This is a genomic window from Brachybacterium aquaticum (genome assembly GCF_014204755.1).
GTDB lineage: Bacteria > Actinomycetota > Actinomycetes > Actinomycetales > Dermabacteraceae > Brachybacterium > Brachybacterium aquaticum.
Genome location: NZ_JACHLZ010000001.1, coordinates 704,772 through 726,395 on the forward strand (window position 1 = coordinate 704,772; position 21,624 = coordinate 726,395).

Genomic DNA, 21,624 nt, shown 5'->3' on the forward strand with positions numbered 1-21,624 from the left:
GGCGGCGAGCCGGTCGCGGTTCAGCGGGAGGAGGACTCCTCGCCCGGGGCCGCGACCGGCTCCTGCGTCGCCGGATCCGCGGCCGACGCGGCCTTCGCGGCCCGCTCGCCGCGGGTGAGGAAGGACGCGACAGCGCGCCAGCCGAGCATCCCGACCGCGAGCACCACGGCGGTGACGATCACGAAGGACACCTCCGTGCCGGCGGAGAACAGGGTGCGCAGCGCCATCCCCGCCGCCAGCGTGATCGCCCACACGAACACGCCGTGCGGCCAGATCCGGAAGGGCGCGTTCCAGGCACGGATCGCCAGGTGCCCCAGCAGCACGCCGACGGCGAAGTGCCAACCGACCAGAACGATGTTCTGCCAGGTCAGCGGCGTGCCGTGCTGCACGAAGCCGATCGTGACGAAGAGCAGGACGACCAGGAGGTCGCCGACGAGGGCACCCAGGGAGCGGAACATCCCTCCAATCTACCCACGCTCCCTCCGACCGCCCCGGGAGCGGGCCGTCAGCTGTGAAGGGCGCCACGGCCCGCCCTGTCGGCCGCCTCGTCGGCCGCGCCGCAGGAGCACCGCAGGCACGCGGCCCGGCCCGTCGGCCGACGTCCTGCCGCGCCCCCCGCGGCGGACGCCGGGAGCCCGCCCGGCGGGGGCTGACTACCATGGAGGCCATGCCGCTGAACCCTGCCCCGAGCCTCGATCGCACCGCGCTGCCCGTCCCGCGCGACGGCATCGCCGGCGCCGCCCCGTACGGCGCGCCGCAGCTCGAGGTCGCGCATGCGCTCAACGTCAACGAGAACCCCTACGGCCCCTCCCCGGAGCTCGCCGCGGCGATCGGTCGCGCCGCTGCGGACGCGGCCGTGGGCCTGAACCGCTACCCCGACCGCGAGGCGCTGGACCTGCGCCGCGAGCTGGGGGAGTACCTCGCCGCCGAGTCCGGCGTCCCCGCCCCGCCCGCCGAGGCGGTGTGGGCCGCCAACGGCTCCAACGAGGTCATGCACCAGCTGCTGCTCGCCTACGGCGGTCCCGGCCGCACGGCGCTCGGCTTCACCCCGCACTACTCGATGTATCCCGAGTACGCCCGCGACACCTACACCGCATGGGTCACCGCCGAGCGCGGCCCCGCCCCCGAGTTCGCGCTGACGGTCGAGGCGGTCACCGCCGCGATCGAGGAGCACCGCCCGAGCATCGTGGTGCTCACCTCCCCGAACAACCCCACCGGCACCGCGCTCGACCTCGACGTCGCCCGCGCCGCCGCCCGCGCCCTCGAGCCGACCCGCGGCCTGCTCGTGGTCGACGAGGCCTACGGCGAGTTCCGCCGCGACGGCGTCCCCAGCGCCCTCACCCTCCTGCCCGAGCACGCGAACCTCGTCGTCTCCCGCACCATGTCCAAGGCCTTCGCGCTCGCCGGCGCCCGCCTCGGCTACCTCGTCGCCGACCCCGCGATCGTCGACACCGTCCGCGTGGTGCGTCTGCCCTACCACCTCTCCGCCGTCACCCAGGCCGTGGCCCGCACGGCGCTCGCGCACCGTGAGGAGCTGCTGGGCAGGGTGGCGCTGCTGCGCAGCGAGCGCGACGCCCTCGCCGCGCACCTGACCGCCCGGGGCCACGACGTCGCCCCGTCCGACGCGAACTTCGTCCTCTTCCGCTCCTTCACGGACCGCGACGCCGTCTTCCAGGGACTCCTGGACCGCGGCGTGCTGATCCGCGCCGTCGGCCCCGCCGGCTGGCTGCGCGTGTCCGTCGGCACCCCGGAGGACAACGCCGCATTCCGCACCGCCCTCGAGGAGGCCGACCCCCGATGACCGAGACCGCAACGACCGATCCCGCAACCCAGCCCGGCACCGCCGCCCAGCCCGGCACCGCGCGTCCGTCGCGCACCGCGACGATCACCCGCGCCACGCGCGAGTCCTCCGTCGAGGTGACCCTCGACGTGGACGGCACCGGCCAGGTGGACATCTCCACCACCGTCCCCTTCTTCGACCACATGCTGACGGCGCTGGGCACCCACGCCCGCTTCGACCTGACCGTGAAGGCGACCGGCGACACCCACATCGACGCCCACCACACCGTCGAGGACACCGCGATCGTGCTCGGCCAGGCGTTGCGCGAGGCGCTCGGCGACAAGCAGGGCATCGCCCGCTTCGGCGACGCGCTCGTGCCCCTGGACGAGGCACTCGCTCAGGCGGTCGTGGACCTCTCCGGCCGCCCCTACTGCGTCCACACCGGGGAGAGCGAGGCCCAGGCCCTGCACCTCATCGGCGGCCACTTCACCGGGTCCCTCACCCGTCACGTCTTCGAGTCCATCGCCCACCACGCCGCGATCTGCCTGCACATCCGGGTGATCGACGGCCGCGACCCCCACCACATCGTCGAGGCCCAGTTCAAGGCGCTCGCCCGTGCGCTCCGCGCGGCCTGCGCCTTCGACGACCGCGTCCTCGGCGTCCCGTCCACCAAGGGAGCACTGTGAGCACCGACGATCGCACCGGCCCCACCCCCGACCCCGACGACATCGACGCCGAGTTCGCGCGCCTGACCGAGGGGCTCTCGCTCGACGACACCCCGCTGACCGTCGACGACGTCCTGGCCGAGTCCTCCGCCGCCCCGGCTGACGAGGAGGAGGTGCCCACCGTCGCCGTGGTGGCCACCTCCGTCGCGAGCGCCAAGGCCCTCGCGGGCGTGATCCGTCTGGGCCGCGAGGCGCGGACCGACGGGATCGACATCCCCACCGCCACCCGCACCCTCGACACCGCCTCCGGCGCGATCGCCATCGGCCCGCTCTCCGAGCCGGCCGCGCACGACCTCGCCTCCATCACCTCCACCGCCCTGCAGCGCAACGGCATCGTGGTTTTCTGGCGCCGAGGCGACCGCATGACCGCGACCCGCTACAAGAACGGCGACCGCGGCGAGGACATCTCGCCCGCGATCGTGCTCGGCGCCGTCGACGACCTCGTCGAGGAGCTGCTGCTCGGCATGACCGCGCTCGACGAGCTCGAGGAGGGCCTGGATCCCTCCAGCCTCACCCGCGCCCAGGCGCTCGAGTGGATCTCGTCCGGCGGGAAGAAGCGCCCGTGACCGCGACCCCCGAGACTCCCTCCACCCAGCGCCCGCCGCGCGTGGTCGTCCTCGACCACGGCTCCGGCAACGTCCGCTCCGTGGTCCGCGCCCTCGAGGCCGCCGGCGCCGAGGTGCTGCTCACCGCGGATCGCGAGGCGGCCCTCGCGGCCGACGGGCTGGTCGTCCCCGGCGTCGGCGCCTTCGCCGCCACCGTCCAGCAGATCCTCGACGTGGGCGGGGACCGCATCATCGAGCGGCGCCTCTCCGGCGGCCTGCCCGTGCTCGGCATCTGCGTGGGCCTGCAGGTCATGTTCGAGTCCGGTACCGAGCACGGCGAGGAGGCCAAGGGGCTGGGCCAGTGGCCCGGCGAGGTCACCCGCCTCGAGGCCGACGTCGTCCCCCACATGGGCTGGAACACCGTCGACGCCCCCGCGGAGAGCACCCTGTTCTCCGGCATCGAGGACGAGCGCTTCTACTTCGTCCACTCCTACGCCGCCCGGCGCTGGGAGATGGAGCAGATCGGTCCGCTCTCCGCCCCGAAGGTCACCTGGGCCGAGCACGACGGCGACCGCTTCATCGCCGCCGTCGAGAACGGCGCCCTGACCGCCACCCAGTTCCACCCCGAGAAGTCCGGCGACGCCGGGGCGCGACTGCTGACCAACTGGCTCGACTCGCTGCCCCGGCGCGATCTGCCCCGCCGCGCGGATGCCGGCGACGGCGGCAGCGAGGGCGCCTCGGGGACGAGCGAGGGACCCGTCGCATGATCGGCGCCTTCGTCATGCTGTTCGTCGGCTGCATGTTGCTCGGCGGCGCGTACTCGTTCATCCGCACCAAGAAGCCGTGGTGGTCGATCGCGGCGCTGCTCGTGCTCGGCCTCGTCTGCGCCGGCCTCGCATTCTGGACGATCCGCAACAGCTGACCCCGTCGGCCGCCCTGCCGGCCCACACACCCTGCCGACCCACGCACTCTGCCGGCCCCGCCGGCACCCATCCCCGTCGGCCGCCCCGACCCACCCGCCACACCACCCCGCCAGGAGGCACCCCCATGACCGCTCCCGTGCTCGAACTGCTCCCCGCCGTCGACGTGCAGGGAGGCCAGGCCGTGCGCCTGGTCCAGGGCGAGGCCGGCTCCGAGACCGCCTACGGCGCCCCGCTCGACGCCGCCATGACCTTCCAGGAGGGCGGCGCGAGCTGGCTGCACCTGGTCGACCTCGACGCCGCCTTCGGCCGCGGCTCCAACGCCGCGCTGCTCGCCGAGGTCGTCGCCGCCGTCGACATGAACGTCGAGCTCTCCGGCGGCATCCGCGACGACGAGTCCCTCGCCGCGGCGCTCGCCACCGGCTGCCGACGCGTCAACCTCGGCACCGCCGCCCTCGAGAACCCCGAGTGGACCGCCGAGATCATCGCCGAGCACGGTGACCGCATCGCGGTGGGCCTGGACGTGCGAGGCACCACCCTCGCCGCCCGCGGTTGGACCCGCGAGGGCGGCGACCTGTGGGAGACCCTCGAGCGCCTCGACGCCGCCGGCTGCCAGCGCTACGTCGTCACCGACGTCACCAAGGACGGCACCCTGCGCGGCCCGAACCTCGACCTCCTCGCCGAGGTCTGCTCCCGCACCGACGCGAAGGTCGTCGCCTCCGGCGGCATCTCCTCCCTCGACGACCTGCGCGCCCTGCGCGAGCTGGTCCCGCAGGGCGTCGAGGGCGCCATCGTGGGCAAGGCCCTGTACTCCCAGGCCTTCACGATGGGCGAGGCGCTCGACGTCGCGGGACGCGCGTGACCTCCGCAGGCGGGCCGGACGGCACGTCGGCCGACGGACAGGCGCCGACGGACGAGCGCGCGCAGCGGGGTGAGCAGGAACTGCGCGGTGAGCAGGCGCGGCGCGCGCTGCCTGCGCACTTCCGCGAGAAGTCGCCGCTGACCGACAGCGCCGGGGTGTCCTGGGAGGGCCGCGATTACACGGTCAGCCCCTTCCCCGGGGACGACGGTTCGACCCCGCCCGCCCTCGCCGGGGCCCTGCGCGCCCACCGCGCGGGCGAGGATCCGCACCGCCGCGCGCTCGTCGCCGCCCTCGCGAGCTCCCGCGTGCTCGTGCCGATCATGGCGGTCGCCACGGAGCTCGGCACCACCGCCCACGGCCTGACCGGCGACAACGGCGCCGACATGGCGATGGTCTCGATCACCGCGCCCGACGGGTCCCGCGTGCTGCCGATCTTCTCCTCGGTCGCCGCGCTCGGCGCCTGGCGCTCCGACGCGAGGCCCGTCCCCGTCGTCGCCCCGCAGGCCGCACAGGCCGCCGTGCAGGAGGGCTGCACCGCGCTCCTGCTGGACGCCGCGATCCCCGCGGAGGAGGGCGGCCCCGTGCTCCTGCCCCGCTCCGTGCTGTGGGCGCTCGCCCAGGGCCGCGACTGGATCCCTCCGCACGAGGACCCGGAGCTCGCCGCCGAGCTCGAGCGGATCGGCGCCGAGGCCTCCGACCAGGTGCTCGGCCTCTCCGCCCGCGCCGGCGAGCAGACCGAGGTGAACCTCCACCTCCGGCTGCGCCCCGGCCTCACCGCACCTCAGGTGCAGGAGGTCGTCGGCGCCGTCGCCACGCGACTCGGCGCCTCCCCGCTCGTCGCCGAGCGGATCAGCTCGCTGCGGCTCGTGCTGGGCAGCTGAAGAACCCTCGGCGCCGAGCAGGACGGAGCGCCCGGCACCGCCCCTGCGCGGCGCGCGTCAGGAGCCCGTGCGCGTCAGGAGACGCGGCCGGTGTACTTCTCGCCCGGCGCCTTGCCCGGCTCGTCCGGGAAGGGCAGCGCTTCCGCGAAGGCCAGCTGCAGGGAGCGCAGACCGTCGCGCAGCGAGCGCGCGTGCTCGTTGCCGATCTCGGGCGCGGCGGCCGTGACCAGGCCCGCGAGCGCCGTGATCAGCTTCCGCGCCTCGGCGAGGTCCTGGTAGTGGCCGGTGTCCTCGTCGTCCGCGAGGCCCACCTTCACCGCGGCGGCGCTCATGAGGTGCACGCACGCGGAGGTGATGATCTCGACCGAGGAGACCTCGGCGATGTCGCGCAGCTCCTCGGCACCGGTGGTGTCCTGCGCGGCGTGGTCGTGGCCCGCGTGGTCGTGGCCCGCGTGGTCCTGATCGGTGCGGTCGGCGTGCGTGTGCTGGGGATCGGTCATGGAGTTCGTCCTTCGTGGTCGGTCGCGGTCCCGGTCGGGACGCGATGGTGCGGGGTGCTGTCGAGGGGTGGTGGGGGCAGGAGCCGGTGAGCGGACGCGGTCAGCCCGCGAGGTCCACGACGCCGTCGCCGCCGGGCAGCGAGAGGCGGAATGCGGTCGGCTCGGCACCGATCGGGACGTCGAAGACGGCGTGGAAGTCGGCGGACTCGCCGGTCCCCACGATCCCGTTGTACCTGCTGCTGGCGAGGTGACGCTGGGAGGCCGCGCCGTCCACGGGATGCCGCTCGCCGTCGGCCGTCTCGAGCTCGAGACCGTCGTTCACGATCACCGGCTGGTCGCCCTCGTTCGTGATCGTGAACGAGACGATCACGAACTCGCCCTCGGGGTCGACGGTGGAGCCGCTGTCGCCGACGCTGCGCACCCCCATCGCGGTGCCGGTCGCCTCCACCTGCACGTCGCCGACCGTGGCGCTACCGGTCCCGGCCGGGGCCTCGGAGGCGGCGGGCGCGTCGGACGCCGCAGGCGCCTCGCCGTCGTCGGCCGACAGGGACCGGACCGCGAGGATCCCCCCGCCGATCGCCACGACCAGCAACAGCACCGCGACGACCGCGATCCCCGCGATCAGCGGGCCGCGCGAGCGTGCGGGCGGTGCCGGATCGGGCTGCTTCGCCGGCCGACGGTTCGGGCGCGCGGGGCGCGGGGGAGGGGTCGGGAACCCCTCCGGCACGGGACGCAGCACCGCGCGAGGAGTGGTCGAGGTCGGCACACCGGTCGCGGGATGGGTGCCGGTGGGGGCGGGGTCCGACGGGGCTGCGGGGTCCGACGGGGCTGCGGCATCGGCCGGTGGCGCCTCGCCGTAGTCGTAGGAGTGCGCGGTGCCGTCGGAGTGCGCGGAGCGGGCCGGGGCGGCGGCCGTATCCTGGGGATCGCTCGGGCTCCTGAGGTCGCCGTCGGTGCTCGGGCCGCCCTCGTCGGGCGCCTCGCGGTCGGTCTGCACCTGGACTCCTCGTGGTTCGCTACCTGCCGGCGCGACGCACATCACCTGGACGGACGTCGAGCTCCTGCTAGGATAGACGACTGGAACAGGTCGAAACCCTCGTCATACGTTCCTCAAGTGGAGTCCCTCCCACCTCGTGGCCTCGAGCCGCCGGGTCAGTATCGCAGCCGGGTCCTCGGAGCCGGCGAGTGGGCCGCCGTGCCCGCCCTGCGCTGATGCGCATGCACCTTGGGGCCTCCGCATGATTGCGGGGGCCTTCGTCGTCTTCCGACTCGAAACAAGGTGAGGAGCCAACATCAGCGAACAGCGCATCAACGGTCAGATCAGGGTCCCCAAGGTCCTCCTGGTCGGGCCCGCCGGCGAGCAGGTCGGCGAGGTCCGTGTCGAGGACGCCCTGCGTCTCGCCCAGGAAGCAGATCTCGACCTGGTCGAGGTCGCGCCCGGTGCGAACCCGCCGGTCGCCCGTCTCATGGATTACGGCAAGTACAAGTACGAAGCCAACCTGAAGGCCCGTGAGGCGCGGAAGAACCAGGCGAATACGGTCCAGAAGGAAATCCGTATGGGCCTGAAGATCGACAAGCACGACTACGAGACCAAGCGCCGCAACGTTGAGAAGTTCCTCTCCGGCGGCGACAAGGTCAAGGTCATCATCCGCTTCCGCGGCCGCGAGCAGTCGCGCCCGGAGATGGGTGTGCGCCTCCTCAACCGTCTGGCTGAGGACGTCTCGGAGTTCGGCTTCGTCGAGTCGCACCCGCGGCAGGACGGCCGCAACATGGTGATGGTCTTCGGACCCCACAAGAAGAAGGCCCAGGCCATGGCCGAGGCCCGCAAGCGCAAGACCGATGCCGAGAAGGCCGCTGCCCGCGGCGCGGACGAGACGTCCGCTCCCGAGGCCGAGGCCGAGACCGGCTCCGAGTCCTGAGAACGTAACAAGGAGAACAAGGCAGATGCCGAAGAACAAGACCCACTCGGGGACCAAGAAGCGCGTCCGCGTGACCGGCTCGGGCAAGCTCATGCGCGAGAAGGCCAACGCCCGCCACCTGCTGGAGCACAAGTCCTCCACCCGCAAGCGCCGCCTCGGTTCCGACACCAACGTCGACAAGGCCGACACCAAGCGCATCAAGAAGCTGCTGGGCCGCTGATCGCCCTCGCGGGAGCACGTCTCCCGCGCCCCTGAACTAACGACTGAAGGAGTATCACGTGGCACGCGTGAAGCGGGCGGTCAACGCCCAGAAGAAGCGTCGGGAGATCCTCGAGCAGGCCAGCGGTTACCGCGGCCAGCGCTCCCGCCTGTACCGCAAGGCGAAGGAGCAGGTCCTGCACTCGCAGACCTACAACTTCCGCGATCGCAAGAAGCGCAAGGGCGACTTCCGCCAGCTGTGGATCCAGCGCATCAACGCTGCGTCCCGCGCCAACGGCCTGACCTACAACCGCTTCATCCAGGGCCTCGGCCTGGCGGGTGTCGAGGTCGACCGTCGCATGCTCGCCGAGCTCGCCGTCAACGACGCGCCGGCCTTCGCCGCCCTGGTCGAGGTCGCCAAGAACGCCCTCCCCAAGGACGTCAACGCCCCCGCGGCCTGACATCGCAGCAGCACCCGCGATGACCGAGCGCCCGGATCAGTCCCCCCTCACCTCGCCCCGCTCCGAGCGGGTGAGGAAGGCGGCGGCACTGACCGGGCGCTCGGCGCGTCGCAAGCAGGGACGCTTCCGCGTCGAGGGCCCGCAGGCCGTCCGCTCCCTGCTCACCCACCGCGCCGACCTCGCCCTCGAGGTCTTCCTCACCGTGCGCGCCCGCGCCGACCACCCCGAGCTCGCCTCCCTCGCCGCCGAGGCCGGAGCGCCGCTGCGCGAGGTCGACGAGCAGATCCTGCGCGCCATGGTCCGCGACAGCGGTGACGGCGGCGGCGATCAGGGCGGTGCCGATGCCTCTCCGGGGGCTGCTGTCGGGGGAGCGTTGGTCTCCCCGCAGGGCGCGATCGCGCTGGCCACCTTTTCCGCCGAGGACCCGGCCGCCGCGCTGGGTGCCGTCCGCGCCCTGCCCGCGGACGGACCGGTCACCGTCGTCGTCCTCCACGAGGTGCGCGACCCCGGCAACGTCGGCACCATGATCCGCACCGCCGACGCCGCCGGCGCCGACCTCGTGCTGCTCACCCGCACGAGCGCCGACCCGTACTCGCCGAAGGCGGTGCGCGCCTCCGTCGGCAGCCTCTTCCACCTCCCGGTCCTCACCGGCGCCGAGATCGACGCGCTCCTGCCCGCCCTCGCCGCCGCCGACGTCACCGCGGCCGCGACCAGCGGCTACGCGGACAGCGACCTCTTCGACACTGCGCTTCCCGCGCGCCTCGCCTGGATCCTCGGCAACGAGGCCCACGGCCTGGACGAGGCGACCCTCGCCGCAGCGCCCCTGACCGTGCGGATCCCGCTGGCCGGGCACGCCGAATCCCTGAACGTCCACACCGCCGCGACCGTCTGCCTCTTCGAGACGCTCCGCCGCCGACGCCTGGAGGCATGACCGAAGGCATGACCACGCCGACCGTTCCCGCCACCACCGCATCTGACCGCGGGACCGGGATCCTCCCGCGGCTGCTCCTGCCCGCCCTGCTGCTCCTCACCCTCGCCGCCGCGCTCCTCGGCATGGCCGCCACCGGCGCTCTCGCCCCGGCCCAGCTGATCCCTGCGAGCCCCCTGGTGACCTGGGGCCTGCCCGTGGTCCGCGCCCTGCACCACCTGGGCATGCTGCTCGCGATCGGCGCGGGCGGCGTCGCCGTCCTGCTGCTGCCCGGACCCTCCCGCCGCGAGACCACCGCGCTGGACCCGGTGCGCCGCGCGACCGTGCGCCTCGCCGCGGCCGGGGCGCTGCTGTGGGCGCTCGCCTCGCTCGCCCAGGTCCCCCTCGGAGGGCTCGAGGCCGCCGGTCCCGGCTCCGGACTGAACCTGTGGGACGTCGCGCTGGGCGGGGAGCTCGGCCGCCTGCAGCTCGTCGTCGCCGTGCTCGCCGGTCTCGCGGCGCTCTTCCACGGCCTCGCCCTCGCCGTCCGCACCACGGTGCTCGCCTGCTGGGCCCTCGCGTTCTCCGGCATCGGTGCGCTCACGCTGGGCCTCGCGGGCCACGCCGGCGCCAGCCTCGACCACGTCAACGCCGTCAACGCCATGGCCCTGCACATCGTGGCGGTGTCCGTGTGGGCGGGCGGGCTGCTGGTCATCGGCCTGCTCGGTCCGCGCCTGGACGACGAGCGCCACCGCGCCGTCGTCGCCCGCTTCTCACCGTGGGCGCTCGCGGCCGTCGTGGTCCTCGCCCTCTCGGGCCTGCTCAGCGCCTCGATCCGCCTGGACAGCTGGGCGGACCTGGTCACGACCGGGTACGGCCGCGTCGTGCTCGCCAAGACCGTCGGCCTCCTCGCCCTCGCCGTGCTCGGCGCCCTGCAGCGCCGCCGCCTCGGGGACCGGCTGCGCTTCCGCCACCTCGCGCTCACCGAGGGGATCCTCCTCGCCGCCGTGATCGGAGCGTCGATCGCGCTCGGCCGCTCGGCCCCGCCCGTGCCGCAGGAGGTCCCCGTCGTCGGCGACCTGCGCGTGCTGTCACTGGCCGGCCACCTCCCGCCCGAGCGCGAGTTCGGCCCGGGCGCTCTGTTCACCGTGGTCCAGCCCGACTGGGTCTCCCTCGGGATCGCTGCGGCGATGGCGGGGCTCTACCTCGTCGGCGTGCGCAGGCTGACCCGCCGCGGCGACGCCTGGCCGTGGGTGCGGACGCTCAGCTGGATCGCCGGCTGCCTCGCCTTCGCCTGGGTCATGAACGGGGGCGCTGCGGCCTGGGGCCTGTTCCGCTTCGACGCCCACATGGTCCAGCACATGGCGATGATGATGATCGCCCCGCCGCTGTGGGTGCTCGGCGCGCCGGTGACCCTGCTGTCCCGCGCGGTCGCCCCGCGCACCGACGGCTCCCGCGGCGTGCGCGAATGGGTGCTCGCGGCGCTGCACTCCGGATACTCCCGGGTGATCTCCTCCCCGCCGGTGGCCGGGCTGTTCTTCGCCGGCTCGCTCGTGGTCTTCTACTTCACGCCGCTGTTCGAGCTGGCGATGTACCACCACGCCGGGCACGTGCTGATGACCGTGCACTTCCTCGCCTCGGGGTACCTGTTCGCGTGGGTGCTGATCGGCATCGACCCCGCGCCCCGGCCGATCAACCCGGTGATGAAGCTGCTCACGCTGCTGGTCACCCTCGCGTTCCACGCCTTCTTCGGGGTGGCGCTGTACTCGGCGACCTGGCTGATCGCCGAGAACTGGTACACGGACCTGGGCATGTACGACCCGGACCGGCTGATGCTCATCCAGGAGCGCGGCGCGTCGATCATGTGGGCGATCTCGGAGGTCCCCACCGTCGGCTACGCGATCATCGTCGCGGTGCTGTGGATGCGCTCCGAGGACCGCCGCGCCCGCCAGTACGACCGCAAGGCCGAGCGCGACGGCGGGGCGGAGCTCGCCGCGTACAACGCGTACCTCGCGAGCCTGCAGGGCGGGGGAGCGGCGGTCGGGGAGTCGCGGCCGACGGGCCCGGTCGGGGACGGGGCGGCGTCGGACGGGGCGGTGTCGAACGTGGCGGTGTCGGACGAGTCGTCGTCGGACGACGAGGCGACCCCGCCTCGCTGATCCCGCGCACCTCGCTGATACCGCGCCCCCGCGGCGAGCTCCCCGTCGCTAGAACGGCGGCGGGTCGCCCGGCGGCTGGAGGGACCCGTCCCGCCCGAGTCGCCAGCCGTCCTCCCCGTTCGGGCCCGGAATCGGATCACTGGGAGAGAGGCCCTGCTCGAGAGCCTCGCAGAGCCGACGGGCATTGTCGACCCGGGCGAGGCGAAGCGCCTCGAACTGCTCCCATGCCTCGGTCATCTCCTCGACGACCTGGGGTGTGGCGAGGTCGCGGCTGTCCTCCTGCCGCGCCATCAGGTGCTCCGAGGTCATCCACCAGGTGGTGCCCGACTCGTCGTCCCGCACGGGGTCGAGCCGGCCGAGGGTCTTCAGCCGGTGGTGCTGGCGGCACAGCGCATGGAGGTTCTCCACCGAGGTGGGGCCGCCGGCGGCGGGATCCTCGTGGTCGAACTCCTCGATGTGGTCGAACTCGGTGAGCTCCCGGGTGGGGCGGCCGCAGCCGGGGACGGCGCAGGTGGGCTGGCGCTGACGCAGATGCTCGCGCTGGGCGGGGCTCGGGCGGTACCGCTGCGCGGGCTGGGGGAGGAACCTCCCGGTGGCCGGATCGGTGAGGATCCGGTACCAGACGTCCTCGCGGCCAGCGAGCTCGCGGGCCATCTCGGCAGGCAGTGGGGTGGTGCCGTCCAGCATCCCCGGGGCGTCGGACTCGCCGAGCATCGTCATGAACGGGACCGTCACGGTGATCCGGAAGCGGGGCTCGGGCACCTCGACGCCGTCGGTGTCCAGGGCCGCGGCGAGCAGCAGGTCGAAGCGGAGCGCGGAGAGGGTGGGCAGCACGCCGCTCGCGCTGATCAGCCCGCCCGGATCGCCGGGGACCTCGGTGCCGTCGTAGAGCGCGTCGCGCTGGGCGTCCTGCAGGCAGTGGGCCGCGCGGTCCAGGCGCTCGGCGAGGTCGAGGATCTCGGGCAGCGGTCCGATGATGCGCAGGCAACCGGTGCCGTCCGGGCGCGGCGGGTCCATGACGACCCGCCGACGGGCCGCCGGGGTGGCCCGCTCGGGCAGGGGGGTGCGGCTGATCGCGGAGGTGATGAGGTGGCCGAACTCCCGGGAGAAGGACTCCGGGGTGATGTCCAGCGCGACCTTTCCGAGCGCCTCGTCGACCCCGCGCACGGCATCGTCCTCGAGGTCGGAGGTGCGCTCGAGGACCTTCTCGAACCAGCCCACCGGCAGGTCGCCCCGCTCGAGCCGCTCGAGGGTGCGGGGCAGGAGGGTGCCGACCCGGTGGGTCTCACGGAGGATGCGGGCCGCCTGCGTCCTCGCGCAGCGCAGGGCGAGCGACACGTTCAGCTCGTCCATCGCCGCCTCGTCCTTGTCCCAGTCGGGGCCGAGCGGGTCCTGGGTGGTCTCCAGCAGGGTCCGGTAGCGGGCGGCGAGACGGCGGGAGTCCTCACGGCCGCTGTCCCAGAGCTGGGTGAGCTTCTGTCCGGTGCGGCGGGAGCGCTCGGCCCCGGCCCTCCGGACGCGATCCTGGGTCACGGAGCGGCGGCGACGCCTCCGCTGGGCTGCGCGCTCGGCCGCGGCGGCGGCCTTCCTGTCCGGGGGCGCGAGGAGGAATGGCGAGTCGTCGTCAGCGGTGTCACCCAATGCCCTCGCCCCCTCGCGCGGTGCTGCGGGCCCCTCGCCCGCGTCCTCGAATGTGTGATCCATTCTACGGAGCAGGGGTGACAGCCGAAAGGTGTGTGGATAACTCCGAATGGGCTGCGAACTGCGGCGATGGAAGCGCGTGCAGGTGTTCGATTCGATCGGCCGACGGGCCATTGCACCCCCGGACGCGCCGACGGCGGCGACCGCGCAGTGCGGTCGCCGCCGTCGGGCGGGGGAGTCCTGCCGAGCGCTCAGCCCGGAGAGACCGTCAATGCCGGCCCCTCAGAGCCAGTCCCCCTGGGCGTTGCGCTTCTCGGCACCGATGGTGGTGTCCGGGCCGTGGCCGGTGTGCACCACGGTGTCGTCCGGCAGTGCGAACAGGCGCTCGCGGATCGACTCCTCGATGGTCTCCCGGGAGGAGAAGGAGCGGCCGGTCGCGCCGGGACCGCCCTGGAACAGGGTGTCGCCGGTGAACACGGCGCCCAGCTCCTCGGAGTAGAAGCAGGTCGAGCCGGGGGAGTGGCCCGGGGTGTGCAGGGCCTCGAGGCTGACGCCCGCGATGGTGAACATGTCGCCGTCGGCGATGTCGTCGTCCCAGGGGAGGTCGCCGTGGGTGAGCTGCCAGACCTCGCGCTCGGCGGGGTTCAGCAGGATCGGGGCCTCGAGCGCCTCGGACAGCTCCGGGGCGAAGCGGACGTGGTCGTCGTGTCCGTGGGTGAGCAGGATGCCCACGCACTCGCGCTCGCCGACCAGGTCCTCGATGGCCTGCACGTCGTGCGGGGCATCGAAGACGACGCACTGCTCGTCGTCGCCGAGCACCCACACGTTGTTCTCGACCTCGTGGGTCTCCCCGTCCAGGGAGAAGGTGCCGGAGGTGGTGCCGTGGGTGAGGCGGGCGGTCATCGCTTCACCTCGACGACGGTGCGCAGGGTGTTGCCGTCGTGCAGCGCGTCGAGCGCCGCGTCGGTGCCGGCGAGGTCGGTGCGGCCGGTGACGAAGCGCTCCAGCGGCAGGCGGCCCTGCAGGTAGAGGTCGATCAAATCGGGGAAGTCGCGCTCGGGCAGGCAGTCGCCGTACCAGGAGGACTTCAGCGCGCCGCCGCGGCCGAACACGTCGGCCAGCGGCAGGGTGATCTCGACGCCCGGGCGGGGCACGCCCACGAGCACCACGCGGCCGGCGAGGTCGCGGGCGTAGAAGGCGGCCTCGTAGGTCTGCGGGATGCCGACCGCGTCGACCACCACGTCGGCGCCGAAGCCGCCGGTGAGCTCCTGGACCTTGTCGGCGACCTGCTGCGGGGAGAGGCCCTTGGTGAGCAGGGTGTGGGTGGCGCCGAGCTCCTCGGCGGCGGCGAGCTTCTTCTCGTCCACGTCCAGGCCGATGATGGTGGTGGCGCCGGCGAGCTTCGCGCCCGCGATCGCGGCGCAGCCCACGCCGCCCAGGCCGATCACGGCGAGGGACTCGCCGCGCTGGACCTGGCCGGTGTTCATGGCGGCGCCGAGGCCGGCCATGACGCCGCAGCCGAGCAGACCCGCGACCTCGGCCGGGGCGTCCTCGGAGACCTTCGTGCACTGGCCCTCGTGGACCAGGGTCTTCTCGGCGAAGGAGCCGATGCCGAGGGCCGCGGTGAGCTCGGTGCCGTCGGTGAGAGTCATCTTCTGCGAGGCGTTGTGGGTCGCGAAGCAGTACTGCGGCACACCCTTCTTGCAGGCGCGGCACTCGCCGCACACCGCGCGCCAGTTCAGCACGACGTAGTCGCCGACCTCGACGTGCGTGACGGCCTCGCCGACCACGGACACGCGGCCCGCGGACTCGTGGCCGAGCAGGAACGGGAACTCGTCGTTGATGCCGCCGTCGCGGTAGGCGAGGTCGGTGTGGCACACGCCGGTCGCCTCGATGTCGACGATGACGTCGTGGGGACCGGGGTCGGGGATGACGATGTCGAGCAGCTCGGCGGGCTGCTTCGCGGCCCGGGCGACGACGCCCTTGACGGTGATGGGCATGCTGGCCTCCTTCGAGGGGTGGGGGTCGTGGCCAGCCTAACGAGTGGAGGCTGACCGCGAATCGAGGTCCCACCTTCGAGCGCCCTGATGCACGGACTACGGCCTCCGCTCAGTGCCTGTCGGCGAGCTTCCCGTCCCGCACCGACTGATGCTCGGGGTTGAAGGCCCTCCCCGGAGCCCTGTAGTCGCCGCCGACGGGCTCACTCTTCCCTGTCGAGTCCGCGATGGCATTGTGGCCCTCGAGATTGCTGATCGCGGCGTCCGCATCCGAGGACCGTTGCACCACCATGGAGAGCGCTTCAGCGGTCCCGGCATCGTCAGGGACAAGTTTCAGGGCCCGGGCATGATCGCGGACCACCGATGCCTCGTCCTCGGTGAGGAGGATGCTCGTGCGGTCGCCCGGGGATTCGAGGCCGTAGGACGATGTCGCCGCGCGGGAGCCGCCCGAGGTGTCCAGGGTGACGACGTAGGTGGACTCTCTCCCGCTCGCATCCGAGCGGACGACACTGGTCATCGACGAATCGCCGTGAGGGAGCCATTGCGCCGCGCTCTCCTGGTGCCCGTCCGGGTACGTGCGCGTGATCGACTGCTGCGTGAACATGTTGCTCGACAGCTCGGAACTTGCCGGACCGGTGGTGACGCCGCCGGCGACGTCGACGGTCCTGGTCCTCTGGTTCTCGACGTATGTCGTGAGCACACCGTCACCGGTGTTGCTCGGGTACTTGCCGTTCGTCAGGGCTTCCTGGTAGGCCCTGCGTCCGGAGGCGGTGTCCTCGAACGTGGCAGTCTCGAAGGTCGAGCCGTCCCGGGAGTCGGACTGGGCGATGTGCAGATTGAGGTCATCGGTGCCGAGCCGCGCGGTGACCGTGCTGTTCATCGCGGACGTCGGTCCCGTCGTGACGGTGAGGTTCCCGTCGGAGTCACGGCCGACGCTCGTGGTCGTCCCCTCCCCGTTCGACTTCTGGGCACCGATGGAGAACAGCCCGTCTCCGACGACCCCGATGCCGACGTCCGCGCCTCCGGACGTGGCTCGCTCGCTGGAGAAGGACACGGAAGCCCCCGGCGGGATCGATGACGGATCGTGGGGCGTGATCGCGAGCACCTCGGCGATGGAGGTCCCCTCGGGGACCGTCACCTCGTACTCGGTGGAGCGTGAGCTCCCGCTGTTCACACCGACGTCTCCGGAGAAGTTGACCCCCTTGGCGGCGAGCTCTGCCTTCGCCTCCTCGGAGAGCTCCGAGGTGACGGTGTACGTGACCGTCCCGTCCCCGTTCTCCCTGAAGGAGCCCGAGGTCTTCACGTCGAGCGAGTACGAGGCCTCGACAGGGCCCGCCTTGCCCTCCTCATCGACCAGAGGAGCGGAGATCTGGACCGTGCCGCTCCGGTTCCCGTCTTCGTCCACGGAGGTCTCGATGCTCCCGTGATCTCCCTCCAGCTTCGACGAGAGGGTGCGGACGCCTTCTCCCGGCGTCGCGTCGAACTCATCCTCCGGGCTGTCATAGTCGCCGTCGTACTTGTCGACCTTCTTCTCGACCGGCTCCAGACCGAAGAGATCGTTGATGAGGTCCTGGATGCCCTGGTCCGCCCCCGCCCCCTTCGAACCCCCCGGATCCAGCGCCGCGAGCAGGGGATTCCCCGAGCCCGGACCACCAGCGCCCCCTGGCGCCACGGCCTCCGCCAGGGTCCGTGCCCAGCCCACCGCCTCGGAGAGCGGGCCCGCTGCAGTGGTGAACCAGGAGGACAGGTCCGGCAGCCCGAGCCTGTCGCCGAGGCTGCGGCCCCCGCCGGACCCGTCCGACGAGGCCGCGTCCTGCTCCTGCGCGTGCTCGGCGAGCTCCCTTCCGCGGGCGGTGACGTCCTCGGCCGCCTGCGTGAGGAGCCTGTCCACCTCAGCCCAGCGAGCGCGCAGCGCGTCGGCGTCGGGACCCACCCAGGTCACCGACATGACCGCGGAGGTCAGGGTCGAGGAGTGCTGCAGCATCTCGCGCCCGCACCGTCGGAAGGCCGTCGCCTGCTCGCGCAGCGCTGCCGTGTCCGCACCCTGGAAACCCATCGATCCTGCCCCTCATCTGTCGTGTTCCCTCGAGCGTAGGGGCCGACGGGGGATCGCGACATGGGGAGCACTCCCCATCCGCCCGCCCGCCCTCGTCGGCCGACGGCCTTCCCATCGGCCGACATGCCGCTCGCCGACCCCCGCCATCCACCGACCCCCGGCCGCCCGCCGCCGCGCCCTCTCCTAGAATGGTCCGCGGTGCCCGCAACCGGGACGCTCCGACTGCGGACCGTTCCCCCGCGCGCACCCCCGTGCACTCCAGGACGAAAGCGAATCCCGTGTCCGACACATCCCCCGCGCCCGGCGCGCCCGAGATCGACGAGGAGTCGATCAGCGCCGCCGTCGAGGCCGCCCTCGCCGCGATCGCCGCGGCCCCCGACACCGCCGCCCTCAAGCAGGTGCGCATCGACCACGTGGGCGACACCAGCGTGCTCACCACCGCGAACCGCGCGATCAAGGACCTGCCCAAGGAGCAGAAGGCCGCCGCCGGCAAGCTCGTCGGCCAGGGCAAGGGCCGCGTCCAGCAGGCGCTCGGCGCCCGCCAGGCCGAGCTCGCCGCCGCCGAGGAGGAGGCGACGCTCGCCGCGGAGACCGTCGACGTCACCCTGCCCACCGACCGTCGGCCGCGCGGTGCTGCGCACCCGCTGAGCACGCTGGCCGAGCGGATCGAGGACTTCTTCGCGGGGCTCGGCTGGGAGATCGCCGAGGGGCCGGAGGCGGAGTCCTCCTGGCTGAACTTCGACGCGCTGAACGCGGATGCGGAGCACCCCTCCCGCTCGCTGCAGGACACCCTGTACCTCGCGCCCGAGGACTCCGGGATGCTGCTGCGCACCCAGACCTCGCCGGTGCAGATCCGCGCCATGCTCGAGCGCGGCGCGCCCCTGTACGTCGCCTGCCCGGGCACCGTGTACCGGGCCGACGAGATGGACGCGACGCACTCGCCGATGTTCAACCAGGTCGAGGGCCTCGCCATCGACAAGGGCCTGACCATGGCGAACCTCGTCGGCACCCTCGACGCCTTCGCCGCGCACGTCTTCGGCGGCGCGCCGATCACGCGCCTGCGCCCCAACCACTTCCCCTTCACCGAGCCCAGCGCCGAGATGGACTTCCGCTGCTTCGCCTGCGATGCGCGGCTGGGCCTGGACCACGACGCGGACCCGGACTGCCGGGTCTGCGGCGGCACCGGCTGGATCGAGATGGGCGGCTGCGGCATGGTCCACCCGAACGTGCTGCGCGCGGCCGGGGTGGACCCCGAGGAGTACCAGGGCTTCGCCTTCGGCCTCGGCATCGAGCGCATCCTCATGCTCCGCAACGGCGTGGCGGACATGCGCGACATGGTGGAGGGCGACGTCCGCTTCTCCCAGCACTACGGGACGGAGATCTGACATGCCCCGCATTCCCCTGACCTGGCTCGCCGAGCACGCGGCGCTGTCCGCGGACGCGTCCGCCCTGCAGGTCGCCACCGACCTCTCCCGCGTGGGGCTCGAGGAGGAGGCGATCTTCGGCGCGCAGGTGACCGGCCCGCTGGTCGTCGGCCGCGTGCTCGACCTCGTCAAGGAGCCGCAGAAGAACGGCAAGACCATCAACTGGGTGCGTGTGGACGTCGGCCCCGAGCACAACGAGGCCGCCGACAACCCCAAGGACCCCCAGCCCGGCGAGGAGCGCCCGAGCCGCGGCATCATCTGCGGCGCGCACAACTTCGAGGTCGGCGACCTCGTGGTCGTCTCCCTGCCCGGCACCGTGCTGCCCGGCGACTTCGCGATCGCGGCCCGCAAGACCTACGGCCACACCTCGGACGGCATGATCTGTTCCGGCGAGGAGCTCGGGCTCGGCCCGGACCCGGACGGCGAGGACGGCATCATCGTGCTCGGCCGCGGCCACGCGAAGGGCCTCACCGGCGAGCCGGGCGACGACGCGATCGCGCTGCTGGGCCTGGCCGACGAGGTCGTCGAGATCAACGTGACCCCGGACCGCGGGTACTGCTTCTCGATGCGCGGCGTCGCCCGCGAGTACTCGCACGCTACCGGCGCCGCGTTCACCGACCCGGTCCCCGGCGTGGAGATCACCGCGACCGACCGCGGCGGGATCCCGGTCCAGCTGCGCGACCAGGCGCCGCTGAACGGCGTGGAGGGCTGCACCCGCTTCGTCGCCCTCGAGGTGCAGGGCGTGGACCCCGAGGCGCAGACCCCGCGCTGGATGGCCCGCCGCCTCACCCTCGCCGGAATGCGCCCGATCTCGCTGATCGTCGACGTCACCAACTACGTGATGCTCGACCTCGGCCAGCCGCTGCACGCCTATGACGCGAAGAAGCTCGTCGGCCCGATCGTGGTGCGCCGCGCCCAGCAGGGCGAGAAGCTCACCACCCTCGACGACGTCGAGCGCACCCTCGACCCCGAGGACCTACTGATCACCGACGCGGGAGGCGAGAGCGGCGACCGCGTGCTCGGGCTCGCGGGCGTGATGGGCGGCGAGGACACCGAGGTGTCGGCCTCGACCACGAACATCGTGCTCGAGGCGGCGACCTTCGACCCGGTCTCGGTCGCGCGCACCGCGCGCCGCCACCGCCTGCCCTCGGAGGCGTCCAAGCGCTTCGAGCGCGGTGTGGACCCGCAGCTGCCGCTCGCGGCCGTGCACCGCGCCGCCCAGCTGATCGTCGAGTTCGGCGGCGGCACCATCGAGCACCGCATCACCGACGAGGGCTCCGTCGCGGAGCCCGCGCCGATCACGATCGCGATCGGCGACGCCGAGCGTCTCGTCGGCATCCCCTACACCGCCGAGCAGGTGCGCGGGAGCCTCGAGGCCATCGGCTGCGAGGTCGCGGGCGGTCCGGCCGACGGGGATGCTGCCGCCGAGGACACCCTCGTCGTCACCCCGCCGAGCTGGCGGCCGGACCTCACGATCCGCGAGGACCTCGTCGAGGAGATCGCGCGCCTGGTCGGCTACGAGCAGATCCCCTCGATCCTGCCGCCGGCCGTCGGCGGGCACGGCCTGACCGTCGCGCAGCGCTCGCGCCGTGCGGCCCGACGGGCGCTCGCCGAGGCGGGCCTCGTGGAGGTCGCCTCCGCACCGTTCGTCGCCGAGTCCGTCCACGACCGCCTGCGTTACGGGAAGGACGACGCGCGCCGCGAGGCCGTGCGGATCCTGAACCCGCTGGCCGAGGACGAGCCGCTGCTGCGCACCGAGCTGCTGCAGACCCTCCTGCCCGTGGCCCGGCGCAACCTCGGCCGCGGCGAGGAGTCGGTGGCGGTCTTCCAGCGCGCCTCCGTGTTCCGCGCCCGCACCGCGGGCGGTGCCGCGCCGGTGCCCGCCCCCGCCGCGCGTCCCTCGGACCAGGACCTCGAGGCGATCCTCGGCGCGCTGCCCGCGCAGACCGGCGCGCTCGCCGCGGTCGTCGGCGGGGCCTCCGGCCCCGACTCCTGGCAGGGCGAGCCCGCCCCGTGGGGTTGGGCCGACGCGCTCGACCTCGCCCGCCGGGCGGCCGCCGCCGTCGGCGCGGAGCTCGAGGTGCGCCAGGTGGAGCGGGCCCCGTTCCATCCCGGCCGCGCCGGGGAGCTGCGGGTCGCGACGGCCGACGGGGACAGCCTCGTCGTGGGCGCCGCGGGCGAGCTGCACCCCGCGGTGATCAAGGAGTTCGCGCTCCCGGCCCGCACCGCGGCCTTCGAGCTCGATCTCGAGGCCGTGATCGGGGCGGCGCCGGCGGTGGTCCGCGCCGTGCCGGTGCCGACCTTCCCGCCGGCCAAGGAGGACTTCGCCTTCGTGGTCGAGGACTCCGTGCCCGCCTCCGCGGTCGAGGCCGCGATCGTGGTGGGCGCCGGCGACCTCGCCGAGAACGTCCACCTGTTCGACGTCTTCACCGGCGAGCAGATCGGCGCGGGGAAGAAGTCGCTGGCCTTCGCGGTGCGGCTGCGCTCGACCGAGGGGACCCTCGGGGCCGACGAGATCGGCGCGGCGCGCAAGCGCATCATCGCCGCGGTCGAGACCGCCGTGGGCGGGGAGCTGCGGGCCTGAGCCCAGGTGATCCACGCGGAGGGGGCGTCGCTCGTCGGAGCGGCGCCCCCTCCGCGCATTCCGCC

Annotated in this window: 21 protein-coding genes; 14 read left to right on the forward strand and 7 right to left on the reverse strand. The window is 73.2% G+C overall.

What is annotated here, in order from left to right; genetic code table 11:
• Positions 1 to 20: 20 nt before the first annotated feature.
• Positions 21 to 458, reverse strand: coding sequence for a DUF3054 domain-containing protein (locus HNR70_RS03145; protein WP_184324377.1), 438 nt, complete (start codon positions 456 to 458; stop codon positions 21 to 23).
• 200 nt (positions 459 to 658) lie between these two features.
• Here HNR70_RS03145 and HNR70_RS03150 point away from each other — a divergent pair, with 200 nt between their 5' ends.
• The 7 genes from HNR70_RS03150 (at position 659) to HNR70_RS03180 (ending at position 5,713) form a co-directional block, all read left to right on the forward strand.
• Positions 659 to 1,801, forward strand: a complete 1,143-nt coding sequence (locus HNR70_RS03150; RefSeq protein ID WP_376768814.1) for a histidinol-phosphate transaminase — start codon at positions 659 to 661, stop codon at positions 1,799 to 1,801.
• On the forward strand, positions 1,798 to 2,466 hold the full coding sequence (gene hisB / locus HNR70_RS03155) for an imidazoleglycerol-phosphate dehydratase HisB (protein ID WP_184324379.1): 669 nt from the start codon (positions 1,798 to 1,800) through the stop codon (positions 2,464 to 2,466). Before HNR70_RS03150 ends, hisB begins: the two co-directional genes overlap by 4 nt.
• The gene (locus HNR70_RS03160; RefSeq protein ID WP_184324380.1) at positions 2,463 to 3,071 is read left to right on the forward strand and encodes a hypothetical protein; all 609 of its coding nucleotides are present in this window, start codon (positions 2,463 to 2,465) and stop codon (positions 3,069 to 3,071) included. Before hisB ends, HNR70_RS03160 begins: the two co-directional genes overlap by 4 nt.
• Positions 3,068 to 3,817 (forward strand): imidazole glycerol phosphate synthase subunit HisH, encoded by a 750-nt coding sequence (gene hisH / locus HNR70_RS03165; protein WP_312857546.1) that lies wholly within the window; start codon positions 3,068 to 3,070, stop codon positions 3,815 to 3,817. Before HNR70_RS03160 ends, hisH begins: the two co-directional genes overlap by 4 nt.
• On the forward strand, positions 3,814 to 3,972 hold the full coding sequence (locus tag HNR70_RS03170) for a CG2302 family histidine operon protein (protein WP_184324382.1): 159 nt from the start codon (positions 3,814 to 3,816) through the stop codon (positions 3,970 to 3,972). Before hisH ends, HNR70_RS03170 begins: the two co-directional genes overlap by 4 nt.
• Before the next feature lie 125 nt (positions 3,973 to 4,097).
• Positions 4,098 to 4,832, forward strand: a complete 735-nt coding sequence (gene priA / locus HNR70_RS03175; protein ID WP_184324383.1) for a bifunctional 1-(5-phosphoribosyl)-5-((5-phosphoribosylamino)methylideneamino)imidazole-4-carboxamide isomerase/phosphoribosylanthranilate isomerase PriA — start codon at positions 4,098 to 4,100, stop codon at positions 4,830 to 4,832.
• A complete protein-coding gene (locus HNR70_RS03180) occupies positions 4,829 to 5,713 on the forward strand; it encodes an SseB family protein (protein WP_312857547.1) in 885 nt (294 codons plus the stop codon). The genes priA and HNR70_RS03180 overlap by 4 nt, the downstream gene beginning before the upstream one ends.
• Positions 5,714 to 5,787: 74 nt before the next feature.
• Here the strand turns inward: HNR70_RS03180 and HNR70_RS03185 are convergent, their stop codons facing one another.
• A complete protein-coding gene (locus tag HNR70_RS03185; RefSeq protein ID WP_184324384.1) occupies positions 5,788 to 6,213 on the reverse strand; it encodes a DUF1844 domain-containing protein in 426 nt (141 codons plus the stop codon).
• A 100-nt stretch (positions 6,214 to 6,313) separates the two neighbouring features.
• The gene (locus tag HNR70_RS16165; protein WP_184324385.1) at positions 6,314 to 7,210 is read right to left on the reverse strand and encodes a DUF4352 domain-containing protein; all 897 of its coding nucleotides are present in this window, start codon (positions 7,208 to 7,210) and stop codon (positions 6,314 to 6,316) included.
• Positions 7,211 to 7,553: 343 nt separating this feature from the next.
• On the opposite strand from HNR70_RS16165, the gene infC reads away from it, so the two are divergent.
• Genes infC through HNR70_RS03215 form a run of 5 tightly spaced genes read left to right on the forward strand, consistent with a single transcriptional unit; the run spans position 7,554 to position 11,857 of the window.
• The gene (gene infC / locus HNR70_RS03195) at positions 7,554 to 8,132 is read left to right on the forward strand and encodes a translation initiation factor IF-3 (RefSeq protein WP_221421244.1); all 579 of its coding nucleotides are present in this window, start codon (positions 7,554 to 7,556) and stop codon (positions 8,130 to 8,132) included.
• A 25-nt stretch (positions 8,133 to 8,157) separates the two neighbouring features.
• The gene (gene rpmI / locus HNR70_RS03200) at positions 8,158 to 8,352 is read left to right on the forward strand and encodes a 50S ribosomal protein L35 (RefSeq protein ID WP_184324386.1); all 195 of its coding nucleotides are present in this window, start codon (positions 8,158 to 8,160) and stop codon (positions 8,350 to 8,352) included.
• Between the two features lie 58 nt (positions 8,353 to 8,410).
• Positions 8,411 to 8,791 (forward strand): 50S ribosomal protein L20, encoded by a 381-nt coding sequence (gene rplT, locus HNR70_RS03205; RefSeq protein WP_115413366.1) that lies wholly within the window; start codon positions 8,411 to 8,413, stop codon positions 8,789 to 8,791.
• Positions 8,792 to 8,810: 19 nt separating this feature from the next.
• Complete coding sequence (locus HNR70_RS03210; protein ID WP_184324387.1) at positions 8,811 to 9,722, forward strand: TrmH family RNA methyltransferase; 912 nt, start codon at positions 8,811 to 8,813, stop codon at positions 9,720 to 9,722.
• The gene (locus HNR70_RS03215; RefSeq protein WP_246375135.1) at positions 9,719 to 11,857 is read left to right on the forward strand and encodes a bifunctional copper resistance protein CopD/cytochrome c oxidase assembly protein; all 2,139 of its coding nucleotides are present in this window, start codon (positions 9,719 to 9,721) and stop codon (positions 11,855 to 11,857) included. The genes HNR70_RS03210 and HNR70_RS03215 overlap by 4 nt, the downstream gene beginning before the upstream one ends.
• A 48-nt stretch (positions 11,858 to 11,905) precedes the next feature.
• On the opposite strand, the gene HNR70_RS03220 is transcribed toward HNR70_RS03215, so the two are convergent.
• From HNR70_RS03220 to HNR70_RS03235, 4 genes are all read right to left on the reverse strand, one after another.
• Positions 11,906 to 13,390, reverse strand: coding sequence for an HNH endonuclease signature motif containing protein (locus HNR70_RS03220; protein ID WP_184324388.1), 1,485 nt, complete (start codon positions 13,388 to 13,390; stop codon positions 11,906 to 11,908).
• A 390-nt stretch (positions 13,391 to 13,780) separates the two neighbouring features.
• Positions 13,781 to 14,401 (reverse strand): MBL fold metallo-hydrolase, encoded by a 621-nt coding sequence (locus HNR70_RS03225; RefSeq protein ID WP_184324389.1) that lies wholly within the window; start codon positions 14,399 to 14,401, stop codon positions 13,781 to 13,783.
• Positions 14,398 to 15,498, reverse strand: coding sequence for an S-(hydroxymethyl)mycothiol dehydrogenase (locus HNR70_RS03230; RefSeq protein ID WP_184324390.1), 1,101 nt, complete (start codon positions 15,496 to 15,498; stop codon positions 14,398 to 14,400). The genes HNR70_RS03225 and HNR70_RS03230 overlap by 4 nt, the downstream gene beginning before the upstream one ends.
• Positions 15,499 to 15,607: 109 nt before the next feature.
• On the reverse strand, positions 15,608 to 17,551 hold the full coding sequence (locus tag HNR70_RS03235; RefSeq protein WP_184324391.1) for a hypothetical protein: 1,944 nt from the start codon (positions 17,549 to 17,551) through the stop codon (positions 15,608 to 15,610).
• Between the two features lie 278 nt (positions 17,552 to 17,829).
• On the opposite strand from HNR70_RS03235, the gene pheS reads away from it, so the two are divergent.
• Entirely contained in the window at positions 17,830 to 18,936 is a 1,107-nt protein-coding gene (gene pheS / locus HNR70_RS03240) for a phenylalanine--tRNA ligase subunit alpha (RefSeq protein WP_184324392.1), read from the forward strand.
• Between the two features lies 1 nt (position 18,937).
• Positions 18,938 to 21,559 (forward strand): phenylalanine--tRNA ligase subunit beta, encoded by a 2,622-nt coding sequence (gene pheT / locus HNR70_RS03245; RefSeq protein WP_184324393.1) that lies wholly within the window; start codon positions 18,938 to 18,940, stop codon positions 21,557 to 21,559.
• The last annotated feature ends 65 nt before the right edge of the window (positions 21,560 to 21,624 follow it).